This is a genomic window from Lactiplantibacillus paraplantarum (assembly GCF_003641145.1).
Lineage (GTDB): Bacteria > Bacillota > Bacilli > Lactobacillales > Lactobacillaceae > Lactiplantibacillus > Lactiplantibacillus paraplantarum.
Map to the genome: position 1 here is coordinate 1426473 of NZ_CP032744.1, position 14895 is coordinate 1441367.

15 protein-coding genes and 1 pseudogene are annotated in these 14895 nt (G+C 46.3%); 13 read left to right on the plus strand and 3 right to left on the minus strand.

Annotation, left to right across the window (positions count from 1 at the left end; translation table 11 throughout):
• Nucleotides 1-93: 93 nt before the first annotated feature.
• The gene (locus LP667_RS06850; RefSeq protein ID WP_056988302.1) at nt 94-438 is read right to left on the minus strand and encodes an ABC-2 transporter permease; all 345 of its coding nucleotides are present in this window, start codon (nt 436-438) and stop codon (nt 94-96) included.
• Nucleotides 439-602: 164 nt separating this feature from the next.
• Between LP667_RS06850 and LP667_RS06855 the strand changes: the two genes are divergently transcribed.
• Nucleotides 603-1154 carry a TetR/AcrR family transcriptional regulator gene (locus LP667_RS06855; RefSeq protein ID WP_056988301.1) on the plus strand — a complete coding sequence of 184 codons (552 nt, stop codon included), beginning with the start codon at nt 603-605 and terminating at the stop codon, nt 1152-1154.
• Between the two features lie 134 nt (nt 1155-1288).
• Here the strand turns inward: LP667_RS06855 and LP667_RS06860 are convergent, their stop codons facing one another.
• Nucleotides 1289-1876 (minus strand): TetR/AcrR family transcriptional regulator, encoded by a 588-nt coding sequence (locus LP667_RS06860; protein ID WP_021731403.1) that lies wholly within the window; start codon nt 1874-1876, stop codon nt 1289-1291.
• A gap of 594 nt (nt 1877-2470) precedes the next feature.
• On the opposite strand from LP667_RS06860, the gene LP667_RS06865 reads away from it, so the two are divergent.
• From LP667_RS06865 to LP667_RS06910, 10 genes and pseudogenes are all read left to right on the plus strand, one after another.
• Nucleotides 2471-3235, plus strand: a complete 765-nt coding sequence (locus LP667_RS06865; RefSeq protein WP_021731404.1) for an ABC transporter ATP-binding protein — start codon at nt 2471-2473, stop codon at nt 3233-3235.
• Entirely contained in the window at nt 3228-4823 is a 1596-nt protein-coding gene (locus LP667_RS06870; protein WP_021731405.1) for a hypothetical protein, read from the plus strand. Before LP667_RS06865 ends, LP667_RS06870 begins: the two co-directional genes overlap by 8 nt.
• 472 nt (nt 4824-5295) lie before the next feature.
• Nucleotides 5296-6732 carry an anthranilate synthase component I family protein gene (locus tag LP667_RS06875; RefSeq protein WP_021731407.1) on the plus strand — a complete coding sequence of 479 codons (1437 nt, stop codon included), beginning with the start codon at nt 5296-5298 and terminating at the stop codon, nt 6730-6732.
• A complete protein-coding gene (locus tag LP667_RS06880; RefSeq protein ID WP_021731408.1) occupies nt 6716-7279 on the plus strand; it encodes an anthranilate synthase component II in 564 nt (187 codons plus the stop codon). Before LP667_RS06875 ends, LP667_RS06880 begins: the two co-directional genes overlap by 17 nt.
• Nucleotides 7227-8033, plus strand: a pseudogene (gene trpD / locus LP667_RS06885) (anthranilate phosphoribosyltransferase); the annotation flags it as partial. The gene LP667_RS06880 and the pseudogene trpD, both read left to right, overlap by 53 nt.
• Nucleotides 8030-8812, plus strand: coding sequence for an indole-3-glycerol phosphate synthase TrpC (trpC, locus tag LP667_RS06890; RefSeq protein ID WP_021731410.1), 783 nt, complete (start codon nt 8030-8032; stop codon nt 8810-8812). The pseudogene trpD and the gene trpC, both read left to right, overlap by 4 nt.
• On the plus strand, nt 8809-9441 hold the full coding sequence (locus LP667_RS06895; RefSeq protein WP_021731411.1) for a phosphoribosylanthranilate isomerase: 633 nt from the start codon (nt 8809-8811) through the stop codon (nt 9439-9441). Before trpC ends, LP667_RS06895 begins: the two co-directional genes overlap by 4 nt.
• On the plus strand, nt 9438-10637 hold the full coding sequence (gene trpB / locus LP667_RS06900; RefSeq protein ID WP_056988300.1) for a tryptophan synthase subunit beta: 1200 nt from the start codon (nt 9438-9440) through the stop codon (nt 10635-10637). Before LP667_RS06895 ends, trpB begins: the two co-directional genes overlap by 4 nt.
• On the plus strand, nt 10630-11424 hold the full coding sequence (gene trpA / locus LP667_RS06905; protein WP_021731413.1) for a tryptophan synthase subunit alpha: 795 nt from the start codon (nt 10630-10632) through the stop codon (nt 11422-11424). The genes trpB and trpA overlap by 8 nt, the downstream gene beginning before the upstream one ends.
• 163 nt (nt 11425-11587) lie before the next feature.
• The gene (locus LP667_RS06910; protein ID WP_021731414.1) at nt 11588-12088 is read left to right on the plus strand and encodes a cysteine hydrolase family protein; all 501 of its coding nucleotides are present in this window, start codon (nt 11588-11590) and stop codon (nt 12086-12088) included.
• Between the two features lie 212 nt (nt 12089-12300).
• On the opposite strand, the gene LP667_RS06915 is transcribed toward LP667_RS06910, so the two are convergent.
• Nucleotides 12301-12771 carry a MerR family transcriptional regulator gene (locus LP667_RS06915; protein ID WP_021731415.1) on the minus strand — a complete coding sequence of 157 codons (471 nt, stop codon included), beginning with the start codon at nt 12769-12771 and terminating at the stop codon, nt 12301-12303.
• Between the two features lie 239 nt (nt 12772-13010).
• Here LP667_RS06915 and LP667_RS06920 point away from each other — a divergent pair, with 239 nt between their 5' ends.
• Both LP667_RS06920 and LP667_RS06925 read left to right on the plus strand, forming a co-directional pair.
• Nucleotides 13011-14054, plus strand: a complete 1044-nt coding sequence (locus LP667_RS06920) for a zinc-binding dehydrogenase (protein WP_021731416.1) — start codon at nt 13011-13013, stop codon at nt 14052-14054.
• 309 nt (nt 14055-14363) lie between these two features.
• Entirely contained in the window at nt 14364-14720 is a 357-nt protein-coding gene (locus LP667_RS06925) for a DUF1648 domain-containing protein (RefSeq protein WP_056988299.1), read from the plus strand.
• The last annotated feature ends 175 nt before the right edge of the window (nt 14721-14895 follow it).

Below are 14895 nucleotides of genomic sequence, written 5' to 3' on the forward strand. Positions count from 1 at the left end.
AATTAAAGTTCTTTCTCGATAAGAAATTATATCTTGTCAAGAAAGAACTTTTTGATTAACGTGATGATGATTCAAAGTGTGTGCAGTGTTAATTCAGTGTGTCTGAGGAGCTGAGAAGTTTAAGCGCTGCACTTGCCGAAGATGACAGGTAAAAAAGACTAAAATCAAAAGGTTGAAACTGATTAGGATGGTCGCAAAAATAAACGTTTCAGGCCAAATTGACTGGCCAATCGAGAGGGTGCTGCGAAAAGCGTCAATAGAAATCGACATCGGCAGGTACGGATGAATTACTTTGAAAAATTGATTGGATAACTCAATGGGGTAAGTTCCAGCCGAACCACCACGTTGAATGATCATAAAGAGCAACATGAGCCAGGCACCGGTTTTACCTAAAATAAGGTTGAAGGCTGATCCAGATACTTTTTCTCTTAAACACATTGAACATTTTTACTACCCCCTTTTTTATTCTATGGGTAGTTTATATTAATTTTGAAATTACAAACATGGTCAAATTAATATGATTTGTGGCTTAAGGCTACAAATGGCAGCAATATGGGCCATAAGGTTACAGAAGTGACAAAACTGGTAATGGGGGAAGCGCTATGACGGATTTTAGAATAAAAAAAACTGACGATGTGATCACCAAATCGTTTGTTGACCTAGTAATAGAGAATGGATTTGACAACGTGACTGTCAAGGACATTGCACTCAGATCTCTGATTAGTCGTAAAACGTTTTATTTACATTATGATGACAAATTTGCACTGACTGATGCGATATTACAAGATATTTTAACGTGGCTTGATGAGACATTGGAAAAAAGGCGTTTACTTATAAATCAGGGGGTGGTCTTAAGTAACGCCATTAGTAAACTAGAACCAGAACTTAGACAATTACTGACGTGTTGGCGCAGACCAATCAACGCGATAATGACAATTCCACAAGCTAAGATGCGACTAATGGATGGTCTTAAAGATATTTTAGGTCGTCATTTACAGGCAGCTTTCAAACATCCAGAGTCAGATTTGGAAATCAATGTTATTGGCGGCATGATGTTAGGCATGACTGAGTATTATTTGCAAATAAATGACTTTCCATCTGGTGAAGAACTGAAACAATTATCAAGTAGCATTAGATTGATACTTGGAGAGTAATATAGGCATCACGGTTACGGCTTTTAGAACGCGTAACGAATTCACTGCAATCAAAGAAGCGGTTTTTAGGGTGGTGTGCAGGCCCTAGTTAGTACTGTTAGAATCATGGCAGGAATCCAGATGATCAGTATAAGTTACCAGTTCACCTGAGCAAGCTTTGCCAAGTCGGCTGGAGTCAGTGTGCGACTTTGAATAAAAATGGTGTATGCCACGGCTGGTGTTGCTACGGTGGGTTGTGACAGCCAAAATTTTAAGATGGTTAAGAGATTGGTAATCAGTAGTTCCTGTGCCAAGTGAGTTGTAACGTCACCAGCCAGTGGTGTAACTGCTGTTTGAAGAGTAGATTGACGGCCGATTTTGGTCATAATGAGCCGATGGATTTTATGGGTGAGCTGGGAGGCAGCACATTGCAATAAAGTTAGGACGATTTGGCGCTGCTGATAGAGATAGTTGAGGACTTCATGGAAGGGTGCAGTATTATCGCCGTCATGTTGATGGGCTGTAAAAATAAAAGCAATCTGATTAATCAGTTGATCTTCAATGTGGTCGAGCAAGGCATATTTGTCAGAATAGTAATGATAAAAGGTCTCACGAGCAATCCCGGCTTGATTGAGAATCATTTTGATGGTTAATTGGTTGAAATTAGTCGTTTTAAGCAAGTGAATACAGGCGTGGTCAATTAGATTGGTTGTCTGTAATTGACGGGGCATTCTTTCGGACATTGGCAGATCCTTCCTTTCTGTTTGTTTCAGTTCAGATGGTATCATCGTAGCTAGCAAAATCGGATATAACGCACCTTGGAAAATGTCGCGACAGCAGATTAGCGATGATGGGGTACTGAAGCTACTGATGATAGAAGGGTAGCCTAAAAAATCAATCAAATAAGCATGGTTGAATAAGTCACTGTTATCTTACGCAAGGTTAGCGGCCTTGACAAGTAGAATTAGGCAACGATGACCGCAAAGAAGTGAGCGGTCAGTTTTTAACGAATGGGACATATCTTAACTTACAATATTCGTTGGTGCGGGTAAATTTTAATAAGGCATGTTTTGCCAAAAGCTTGCGAACAATACTAAAACCGCTTCAACTCAATCTACGTCGATTGACGACGAGAAATTAGGTGCTGAGACTTTGCCCTAGAAGTTATTATTAACTGATGAACAATCGGGTCAGCTCGGCTAAAATCGTTAGTTTCTTGATGGAACTAGTCATTGATGACAGGTGTGTGAATCGATAGCAACCGAAACAATCCATTTTCGAGTTTTAGGATTCTTCCGGTATAATGAAGCATAACTGATGACAAGGGGGACGATCACATGATTGAAATTCACGAATTAACGAAGCGTTATGGGGAGAAGACGGCATTAGATCAGCTCACTTTAACGATTGCACCAGGCCAGATCTTCGGCTTCTTAGGCCATAATGGTGCCGGTAAATCAACGACAATCAAAAATTTAGTCAGCATTATTAAACCAACGAGTGGCACGATCACGGTCGATGGCCTAGACCTTGAACGGCAGCGGCAAGCCGTCAAAGAAAAGATCTCCTACGTGCCAGACACACCCGATATCTTTCTCCAACTTTCAGCGATGGAATATTGGGATTTGATAGCCGCGGCCTATCAACAATCAGAGACTGCGCTTGAAGCGCGACGGCAGCAGCTGGTAGCCTTGTTCGATATGGCCGACCACGCTGAAGAGCCGATGGCCAGCTATTCACATGGGATGCGTCAAAAAGCTATTTTGATTGGGGCGTTGCTGCCCGATCCCGATATTTGGATCTTGGATGAACCGCTACAAGGGTTAGACCCACAAGCCGCGTTTGACTTGAAAAATCTGATGAAGGCTCATGCTGCCAAAGGCAAGACAGTCATTTTTTCAACCCATAACCTGGATACGGCCCAGCAACTATGCGACCGCTTAGCGATTTTGAAACAGGGCCAATTAATCTATACTGGTTCGGTTGAGCAATTACTAGCCCAACATCCGCAACAATCACTTGAGGCGATTTATTTACAAATGGCCGGGCGTCGAACTGATGATCACTTAGTCGATGCGATTGAGGGTGAGCACGATGCATAAAAGTCAGCTACGCGTTTTGTTAGCAGTTAATCTCAGGTTGTTAAATCCGCAACTAACGGATCGGTTGCGTAAAAAAGGCGCCTCGGGAACGGCCTTGAGTAAGAAGTTAATGCGGCAGTTTTACTTGAACGCCTTGATGTTCCTTGGTATCTACGGCTTGACGATGGTTGCTTTTGATTTCAGCAAGTTACCGGGTATGTTCACGTTCTACGTGGCGTTATTTATCTTATTGGGCATTTCACAGAGTATTTCGGGTATTTATAACGTCTTTTTTGCGGGGAATGACCTAGCCGAATATTTACCGTTACCTTTCCGCAATCAAGAGATTTTTATGAGTAAAATTTTGGTCGTTATCTTCAACACGGTGCCTTTTACCATTCCGTTACTGTTAATTTTTATCATGACCGCGACTCGCGCAGGAATCTTTGTGCTGTTAGGATTCGTAATGGCAATCTTGATGTATGGGCTAATACTGAGCTTGCTATTATGTCTGTGCGCCTTAATTGTCTTTGGTTTGACGAAACTAAAGGTGTTTCGCACCCATCAAAAGATGGTGATGAACATCATGTTAGGGCTCAATGCCGTCTTAGTGTTAGTCGGACTCTACTTCATGAATCGCGGTTCATCATCGGACACTGGCACGCAGATTGACCGCACGGTGATACCCCCGTTATTACCGATTTTTAAAGTATTCACGACCCCGTTAACAATAGTAAGTCTACTGACTTGGGGTAGCTTGATCGTTGCTTTACTAATTTTGCTAGCGTTGACCAGCCGGTTTGTTTTGGCTCACTTGGTTGACCAACTAACCCAAGTTAATACGGCGTTAGTGGCGACCTCGCAACGTCGGCATGTGCGGCAACATAACCTCAACCAGCTTTTGCGCACCTATCAGTTCCAGCTACTGAAAGACCCCAGTTTGGCTTTACAATTATTCACGAATTCGATCCTGTTGCCATTGATACTAGTCGGAACCGTTGTCTTTTCGGGAACAGCACCGAATTTTAGCCGACTATCGCTGAATTGGATTGGCGTCTGGTTTGTCAGTGGCATGGCTGGTGCCATCGTCAATGTTAATCAAACCTCGTTAGTCGGTAACGTTATTTCGCTTGATAAAATGAACTTTGACTTTGTGAGCGCACTGCCAATCCCAATGTCTCGTTACTTACGGCAAAAATTTCACTTGGGTTATTGGTTTCAGGTCATGATTAATACAGTAATGGCCCTAGTAGTGGGTATCGCTGGGCGAGCGCCATTAGCCCTCGATTTAGCTCTAATACTAGGAGTTGCTTTGGGCACATACTTAGCTGCCCAGCATTACTTTAGGCGCGATTATCAGTTACGGATGACGAATTGGACCAACGTGACGCAACTGTTTAATCGGGGTGGCGGTAATCTTGGGTTAATGCTTAACCTATTGGTCTGCAGTATTGTGGGTGCACTGACAATTGTGATCTATAGTGTACTGATTAATCTGTTTGCAGTGGCAGCCATGTTGATTAATATCATCGTATTGGTCGGTATCGGGCTCGTTTCTGGTGGCCTGATCTGGCATTACCGCAAGACTTTTTGGCAGCCATTGGACTAATAAGCATTAATTTAATAATCTAAAACATTAAACTAAAATAAAACTATTGACAAATCGCTCATCAAGTTTTAATGTTAATAACAACTTAATATTCGTCCATGAAACCGATGAAGTGGAGATCAAGATAATGATGCCCGTAAAGAGAGTCGCCGTTGCTGAGAGTGCGATCGAACGCAAGTTATTAAATGGACCACTGAGGGCGCGACTAACGAACAGCTTTGTTCTAATACCTCGCGACGATAGGGAGCCGTCAATTCCCGGGAATGTGTTTGCATTTCGCTAAGCTGGGACCCAAGTCTAACCTGAATGGGGTAATTTGGTGTCCAACCAAGGTGGTACCGCGGAAAAATCCGTCCTTGACTGTTATTAGTCATGGACGGATTTTTTTGATAGGGGGCAGTTCAATGCAGCAACGATGGCAACTAACCACAACTCAAATAAAAATATCTTAATTAATGAGGAGTGGTTCAATATGAATCCAACATTACCAACCTTAATCCCTTATCGAGATCATTATCCCTACGTGCCAGTGATGGTCAAACGGCCACTCACCGCTTTTGATCCACTCGCGGTAGCTAAAATTGTCCATCAGATGGGGAACGGTTTTGCACTAACGATTGATCGGCATCAGCGCTATAGTTATTTCAGTTTTGAACCGCAGCAAAGTCTCACGGGACAAGGGCTTGCCAAGGATGATCGCCCTGCTAATGAAACGCTACAAGCGATTCTAGACCAGTATCGAACGCCGCGAATTCAAGGTCTACCACCATTTACTGGTGGCTTGATAGGATACTTCGGTTATGAATACGTTCAACAATTTGTATCCAAGTTGCAATTAAAATCAGCAGCGACAACTGGCCTTGATGACCTGGGCTTATTCTTAGTCACGAGTGTCCTGGTCTATGACCACCGTCACCACGAGCTGGGGCTGACACAGCTGATCCCAACCGTTAATCTAACGGCCACTTACGCCGCAACACAAGCTAAGTTAACGCAAAAACTGACTGCCATCATTCAACAATTACAACAACCGTTAGCTTTGCCGCCGTTCCGCTTACAACAGCCGCTACAGATGCAAGCGGACCAGGCTACTTATGCGCGGCGCGTTGACCACATTCGACAGCACATCTACGCGGGCGATATTTTTCAAATGATTTATGCTAATCCGTGTTTGGGGACCATGGAGGGGTCATTACTGGCAGTTTATCAGCAACTTCAAAAAACGGTGGCACCATATAACTGTTATTTTAAACAAGCTGATTTTGAAATGACGGCAGCGTCACCAGAAACGTTAGTCACGAAAGATGGTGAACAGGTCGCAACGTATCCATTGGCGGGAACAAGGCGTCGCGGTCGAACACCTGCCGAAGATCAGCAGTTGGCCCATGAATTGCAAACCAGTCCTAAAGAAGTTGCCGAGCACAATATGTTAGTTGATCTGGGACGTAACGATTTAGGGCAAGTTGCAAAGTTTAAAAGTGTCCGGGTGACTAATTTGCGACGATTAATTCGTTATTCACAAGTCATGCACCTAGGGTCCCGCGTGGCCGCAGAAGTGGCGCCCACCACCACGGCACTCCAAGTACTTGCCGCTACTTTTCCAGCCGGGACGTTAGCCGGAGCGCCTAAGGTTGAAGCGATGACCCTGATTAATCATTATGAACAGGTCCCACGGGGCGTCTATGGTGGTTGTTTCGGCTACTTGGATTGTAACGGTAATTTGGACATGGCGATTGGTATCCGGCTGGCTTACCGAATGAATGAACGGTTGGTGATTCCAGCGGGTGCGGGGATTGTCGCTGACAGTATCGGCATCCAAGAATTTAAGGAGTGCCAGAACAAACAACGAGTGGTTGTTAAGGCAGTACAAGACGCAGAAAGGTTGGCCGACGATGGAATTATTAATTGATAACTATGACAGTTTTACTTATAACCTGTATCAACTGATTGGTCGGTTGGCACCCGATGTCCGGGTGATTAAAAATGACGACTTAACGGTCACGGCAATCAAAGCGCTACAACCTGCTCATATTATTTTGTCACCAGGACTGGGAACGCCAGCCCATACGGGGGTCAGCCCACAGGTGGTACAACAATTAGCCGGTCAGGTGCCAATACTCGGCGTTTGTATGGGCTTAGAAGTCATGGTCACGGCTTTTGGGGGTTCGTTGCGGGCAGCCCAGCACTTAGTTCACGGGCAGGCTACGTTAATGCACGTGCAGCCGTCACCACTATTCAAAGATTGTCCGATGCAGTTCGTTGCGGCGCGCTATCACTCATTGGTAGCCGATTCTAACTGCTTACCCGCGAACTTTCGGATCATTGGGACAAGCGATGATCAGGAAATCATGGCGGTGGAAGATGTGGGTCGTCAACTGTATGGGGTTCAATTCCATCCCGAATCGGCCCACGCTGGAAATTGTTGGGACGGGCGGGGACCGGTCGAATTCGTTTAACATTTCAACGACCACCGCACTAGTGGTTGCGGCGGCAGGGGTGCCAGTGACCAAGCATGGTAACCGGGCGGCGTCGTCCAAGAGTGGGGCTGCGGATGTTTTGGAGGCGCTCGGTGTCAAAATTGATTTGACACCGGCTCAGAGTTCAGCACTGCTAGATCGGACGAACTTTGCCTTTATGTATGCGCGTGAATATCATCAGGCGATGCGGTTTGTTGCCCCGGCTCGACAACAAATCAAGATTCCAACTATCTTTAATGTGTTAGGCCCCTTAGCTAATCCGGCCCACGCGGAGATGCAGCTATTAGGAGTGTATCGGCATTCCTTGATGGCTCCGTTAGCCGAAGTCTTGACGCGCTTAGGTGTTAAACATGCGATGGTCGTGCACAGCCAGGATGGGTTGGATGAAATTTCTGCAGCGGCTCCTACTGATGTGATCGTAATCAATCATGGGCGTCAAGCAACGCTGACCCTAACACCAGAACAGTTCGGGTTGTCGCGCTGTGATCATGCTGACTTGATTGGCGGTAGCGCGCAAGTCAATGCTGCCATCACACGGTCAGTACTCGCTGGGGAACCAGGCGCACCACGTGCTGTGGTCTTAATGAATGCTGCAGCGGCATTACACATTGCCAAACCGCAGTTGGACCTAGCGGCTGCTTTTGAACTGGCCCGTCAAACGATCGATCAAGGGGCTGCTGCAACCGAGCTAGAACGTTTAATTCAGGAAAGTCAGGCGGTGATGGCTTCATGATACTAGATCAACTCGTTCAGGCAAGCCAACAACGGGTTCAGGCAGTGCCAGTTAGGGATCGTGCGAAGCGCATCCAACAAGCTCGAAAAATGACCACACCCGTTTTATCATTTGAAGCAATGCTGGCCCAGCCGGGCTTACAGATAATTGGTGAAGTTAAGCGGGCGTCACCTTCTAAGGGGCTGATTGCGGCTGAGTTTGACTATTTACAGATTGCGCAAGACTATGTTGCTGCTGGGATCGATGCCATCTCGGTGTTGACCGAACCCCGGTATTTTAAAGGACAGTTGTCTTACTTACAAACTATTGCGCAAACGGTCTCGGTACCCACACTACGTAAAGATTTCATTGTGGATGCAAGCCAGATTGCGAGTGCTCGTATTGCTGGTGCTAGTGCGGTTTTATTGATTGTTGCTATTTTAACACCGGTTCAACTGCAGACTTTCATTACGTTGGCTCATGAGCTGAATTTAAGTGCGTTAGTAGAAGTTCATACAACGGCTGAGATTAAGCAAGCGGTGGCGGCTGGGGCCCGGATTATTGGCATTAACAATCGTAATTTGAAAGATTTTAGTGTCGATTTTGCAACGAGCTGCCAATTGCGGCAAGCAGTTCCGGCTGAGTGTTATGTGGTCGCCGAGTCTGGTATTCAAACGGCCACACAGGTTCAACAGTTGGCCGCTGCTGACTTTGACGGCATGCTAGTTGGCGAAACGTTGATGCGTGCACCAGATAAAGGTCAAGCCGTCATGCAACTGCGGGCGGGGGTGCGTGGATGACTCAAATCAAAATTTGTGGCTTAATGCGACCAGCAGATGTCGTGATGGTTAATCGGGCACAACCGGATGCGATTGGAATGGTGTTTGCCCCTGGCCGGCGACGCCAAATCACAGTGGCGACTGCGCGCCAACTAGCCCAGCAGTTAGATTCGCGTATTCGGCGAGTCGGCGTGTTTACAACTAATCAATTATCGGAAATTTTAGCTCTCGTGCAACAGCACATTATTCAGGTGGTCCAGCTACACGCTGCCGTCGATGATCCCCGGATTGCGTCCTTAATGGCCGCCCATGTGCCGGTGATTCAAGCGATGCCACCAGCGAATGCTACGCAATGTCAAGCGGATTACTTATTGTTGGATAATGCCCGTCCAGGTAGTGGACAGGTGTTGGATTGGAATCAATTACAATCACAGCGTCCCATCCGGCCGTTTATCTTGGCTGGTGGTTTAACACCGACGAATGTCGTAACGGCAATTAACAAGTTACACCCGGCAATGGTCGATGTGGCTAGTGGCGTCGAGACGGCCGGCAATAAGGACCGTGAAAAAATCGATCTGATGGTCCAACGGGCGCACCAAATGGGCGTATCAGCACCATTACTAACGAGAAATATGGAGGAATTAGCATGATTAAAAATCAATCACAAGCAGGTCGTTACGGCGACTTTGGGGGTCAGTACGTTCCAGAAACCTTAATGACCGAGCTACAGCGTCTGGACCGTGCCTTTCAACATTACCGGCAGGATGCGCAGTTTCAAGCAGAGTTGACTGACTTATTGAATAACTATGCGAACCGACCATCGTTGTTGTACCATGCACAACGGTTATCAGATCAATTAGGTGGTGCCCAGATTTATTTTAAACGTGAGGACTTGAACCATACGGGCGCCCACAAGATTAATAATGTCTTGGGACAGGCACTACTGGCAAAAAAGATGGGCAAGAAACGGCTGATTGCTGAAACTGGGGCCGGTCAGCATGGGGTGGCAACTGCGACCATCGCGGCGCTGTTCGGGATGGAATGTGAGGTCTTCATGGGTAAGGAAGATACGGATCGCCAAGCCCTGAATGTTTATCGGATGCAACTATTAGGGGCCAAGGTCCATCCGGTCACGACTGGATCGATGGTACTGAAAGACGCGATTAACGCGGCCTTGCAAGAATGGACGCAACGTTGTGATGATACGGCTTATATTATGGGGTCGGCGACGGGGCCACACCCATTTCCAATGATGGTGCATGAGTTCCAGAGTGTTATCAGTGTTGAGGCGCGACAGCAGATTCTTGACCAAACGGGCCATTTGCCGGATGCAGTCGTGGCTTGTGTTGGTGGTGGTAGCAACGCCATTGGCAGTTTTGCAGCGTTTCTTGATGACTCATCCGTTCAGTTGATTGGTTGCGAGGCAGCTGGCAAGGGCGTTCAAACGCCGTTGACGGCCGCGACGATCGAGCGTGGCCGAACTGGCATCTTCCATGGTATGAAATCACTATTTTTACAAGATGCGGCGGGACAAATTGCCCCGGTTTATTCGATCTCAGCCGGACTTGATTATCCGGGTGTCGGACCGGAGCACGCCTATCTAGCTATAAGTGGTCGGGCCCAATATGTGGGGATCACCGATGATCAAGCAGTGCAGGCGTTTGAGCTGATCGCCAAAGTGGAAGGGGTAATCTGTGCGATTGAGAGTGCCCATGCGGTGGCCTACGTGCAACAATTAGCACCAACCATGCGTCGTGATCAAACCATTATTTGTACGCTGTCCGGTCGTGGTGATAAAGATGTGGCGGCCATTGCTAAGTATCGGGGGGTGACGATTGATGACTGATCTAACAACAATTTTTCAAGATCATAAGGCGTTTATTGCCTTTGTTGTGGCTGGTGATCCTAATTTTGCAGCAACGGTCACCCAGGTAGTCGCGTTAGCGGAAGCGGGCTGTGACCTCGTTGAGATTGGCATTCCGTTTTCGGACCCCGTGGCTGATGGGCCCGAAATTCAGGCTGCTGACTTACGCGCTTTTGACCAACACATCACCCCCCAACGGGTTTTTGAATTGGTCGCGGCAATTCGAGAAAAAACGGCCGTTCCACTCGTGTTTTTAACTTATGCGAATATTGTTTATCAGTTCGGCTATGCCGACTTTGCGCAACGGTGCCAAAAGTTAAATGTGGCTGGCTTGATTATTCCCGATTTGCCACTAGAGGAGTCTGGTGAGCTCCGGCCAACTTTAGACCAGTATGGTATCGCTTTGATCCCGTTGATTGCGCCGACGAGTGATGACGCACGTATCGCCGCGATTGCCCACCAGGCACGAGGCTTTATCTACGTCGTGTCATCGTTAGGTGTAACTGGAACCCGTCAGCACATTACGACTGATTTAGCGACGTTGGTGGCGAAGATTCGTCATGCGACCACGTTACCTGTCGCGATTGGTTTTGGTATCCATGAGCCAGCGCAAGCCCAAGCCATGGCACAAGTTGCTGATGGGGTCATCGTTGGTAGTGCGGTCGTGCATTTGATTGCGACACATCAACCAGCGACGGCAGTGCTAACTGATTATACGCGACGGATGCGCCGCGCATTGGATGGTCATACCGCCGATACGGTTGATTGAACTTGAGTGCTATGATGTTGTTGTGATTTTTACCGGTGACTTCAATTAAACGCTGGGAAACGTTAGGATAATGTGCTAGGCTGAAAACAGTTTACTGAATTTTGAGGACGTTGATGATAACGGTTGACGCTAACTAAACCAGTTAATTTAAGGAGGCTTCCACATGGCTGATGTATTGATTATTATTGATATGCAAATTGGCGTCTGTTGCGGCCCGCAACCCGTTGCCAATCTGACGACTGTAATGTCGGGAATCCAACAGCGCATTGCAAAGTATCGGTCACAAAATAAGCCGATTGTGTTTGTTCAACATCACGATGCGGATTTGGTTACCGGTTCGACCGATTGGCAGATTATGCCAGCGCTGCCAATTGAAGCCACTGACATAGTAGTTCACAAAACGCACGCTAATGCTTTTTATCAGACGGATTTACAAGCCCAATTAACGATGCTTGGGTGCCAATCGCTTGAAATCTGTGGTGCTCAAGTCGAATTTTGCGTTGATACGACGATCAAGATGGCACACGGTTTGGGCTACCAACTTAAAATGGTGCGGGGACTGACTACGACGACGGCTAATCCGATGATGAGTGCCCAACAAACCATTGATTTTTATCAGGACCGGATTTGGAACCACCGTTTTTTGACCTTGGTGACGGCGTAAAGGGCGACTGGTAATTTGCGAGATGGATAGGGTATGAAGTGATTTTTTAATCTAAGCATCAAAAAGCAGCAGGCTTAACGACCTACTGCTTTTTGAGTGCAAAGAGGTGTATTGAGTATTTAAAATGATTTAAATCATTTTAAATCATAAGTTGAAATTCAACATGATTTTATGCTAATGAATGCGGTTTCGATTCAATGATTAATCTGCAACTAATCCGCTGTAAAATTATGTTGGGCTGCCAACTGATGCTTAACGCGCCGCATTTTCTCAGGCAACTCATCATCGGCCAACGTATCATGCACAGCACAAGTTCCTGCATCGTCAGCAACTTGGTAGTACCAACATTTATAATCAACGACGTCTAGTGTCGCTTGCAATTCCGCCAATTGTTTTTGTAACGCGGTGCGTCGTTCTTGAAACATCGCCCGCCGTTTTGAGATGGTGGCGTCACCGGCCATAGTCCAGTCAACAAACGTTTTAATTTCTTTGATGGTTAGACCCGCATTTTTTAAACATTTAATGAGATAGATAAATTCTAAATCAGATTCCTTAAATAATCTTGTACCGATCTTATTGGAACTGCGCGTGACAAAATCAAAGAGCCCTTCCTTGGCGTAATAGCGCAATGTGTACGTGGTGAGGCCGGTTCGTTTGGCGACATCGTGAATGGTTAAATACATCGGTAAGCTCCTTTTTCTAGAAAATTCTTGACTGATAGTTAACTATCAAGTCTAGAATTAAATATATGAGTGATCATATTATTTGTCAATGACCGGCTTGGCTGGTGCAATTACTAGTCGTGGTACGTATAACCTTGTTATAATTAAGGTGTGTTATTGACTTTCAATATTATTATTTTAATTTATGAAGGGAACGACCGCTGACGAGTTCGTCATTTTAGCGGCCAAAGGTGATTAGTATGAAATCAACAATTTTTGAAGAAGCTGGGCGCGTCTCTGTTCAGGAAGTTGCCAAACCAACGTTGCAAGCTGATGACGATGTCATTGTGCGGATTGTCCGGACCTGCGTTTGTGGCTCTGACTTGTGGGCCTACGCACATGGCGATAATAAAGATGCACACTCGACCAATGATGGTCACGAAGCCATCGGGATCGTTGAAGCAATTGGTTCCGAAATTACGACGGTCAAACCAGGCGATTTTGTCATCACACCATTTACGCACGGTTGTGGTAAATGTGCAGCTTGTTTAGCTGGCTTTGATGGTACTTGTGATCGGCATCCAGGCCATACAAATTGGTCTAATGGTTTCCAAGCAGAATACATTCGCTTCACTTATGGCAACTGGGCACTAGTCAAAATTCCTGGCCAACCTGGTGATTATACGGAAGGCATGCTCAAGTCACTGCTGACGTTGGCCGACGTGATGCCAACGGGTTATCACGCGGCACGGTGTGCGAATGTCCAAAAGGGTGACAAAGTGGTCGTTATCGGGGATGGCGCAGTTGGTCAATGTGCCGTGATTGCGGCTAAGTTGCGCGGGGCCTCCCAAATCGTTTTGATGAGCCGTCATGAGGACCGCCAACAAATGGCACTTGAATCTGGCGCGACCGCGGTCGTTGCTGAACGTGGTGAAGAAGGCATCGCTAAAGTACGTGAAATTCTCGGTGGTGGCGCTGACGCGGCGTTAGAATGTGTTGGGACCGAAGCAGCCATTGACCAAGCCTTAGGTGTTTTACACAATGGTGGCCGCGTGGGCTACGTTGGGGTACCGCATTATAACAACCGGCCGCTTGGATCAACCTTTGCCCAAAATATTGCGGTTGCAGGTGGTTCGGCTTCCGTCACGACTTATGACAAACAGTTCTTACTCAAAGCCGTCTTAGATGGTAATATTAATCCGGGCCGGGTATTTACGCAAACCTACCCATTAGCCGACATTAATCAAGCTTACCAGGATATGCAAAATCGCAAGACCATCAAAGCGATGGTTGTGATTGACTAACTGCTAGTGTCAGTAGTTGCTTGAAGATTGAAATGCGAATAAATCAAAAAGTCGCCTCAGCGCAAATTAATTTGTGCTAAAGCGACTTTTTTAGTTTGTAGCACCTAGTATTGGATTGCCGTGTTAGGTTAGCCGACATGTTTGTATTAGGCAGATGAGCGCCGTGAATAGATTTTAGCTCTGAAACTTTAAGATGTTTAATTCGTATTTGGGGGTGATTGCTTTGATAGGTAACCGTTCAAAAAAACGCACTTTACTATCTGTCACGCAGTCAACTTGCTATACTGAATCAAAAATGAGGTGAGTGCAATGCGCGTCTTTACTTGGATCGTGCGAGCAATTGCAGGTACTGCCGTTTTGATGTGTGTCATTATGATTGGCTTGGCGCCCCAAACGGTCGTGACACATTTTAATCATGCGGGCTTGGCTGATTCGTTTGGTAGTGGCTGGTGGTTAGTGATGTTACCATTATTAGTTGTGGTCATGGGTGAAGTCATTATTAAACTGGCACGGCAAAAACGACGCAAATTAGGACTTTTGCAACTACCAACACTGACGGTCTTTGAAGGCCAATGTTTAGGTGTCATGGTGAGTTTTAGCGTCCTATTGTGGCTATTAATGCAGTCAGAAGTCCAAGGTCGTTTAGTTAGTGGGATGGTTGGCTGATGGTTATTAGAGTGATAAATCGTCATTACTACAGTATACGAATTCGCTTGAAGTTAATTTCAAGCGAATTCTTTTGACTGCTATTTTTTCAATACTTGCCCCGTGACGTGTTTGTAGGCTGTTGGCGGCCGGATCATTAGCTACCTGAACTGATTTTACAATTGATCGCTAGTTG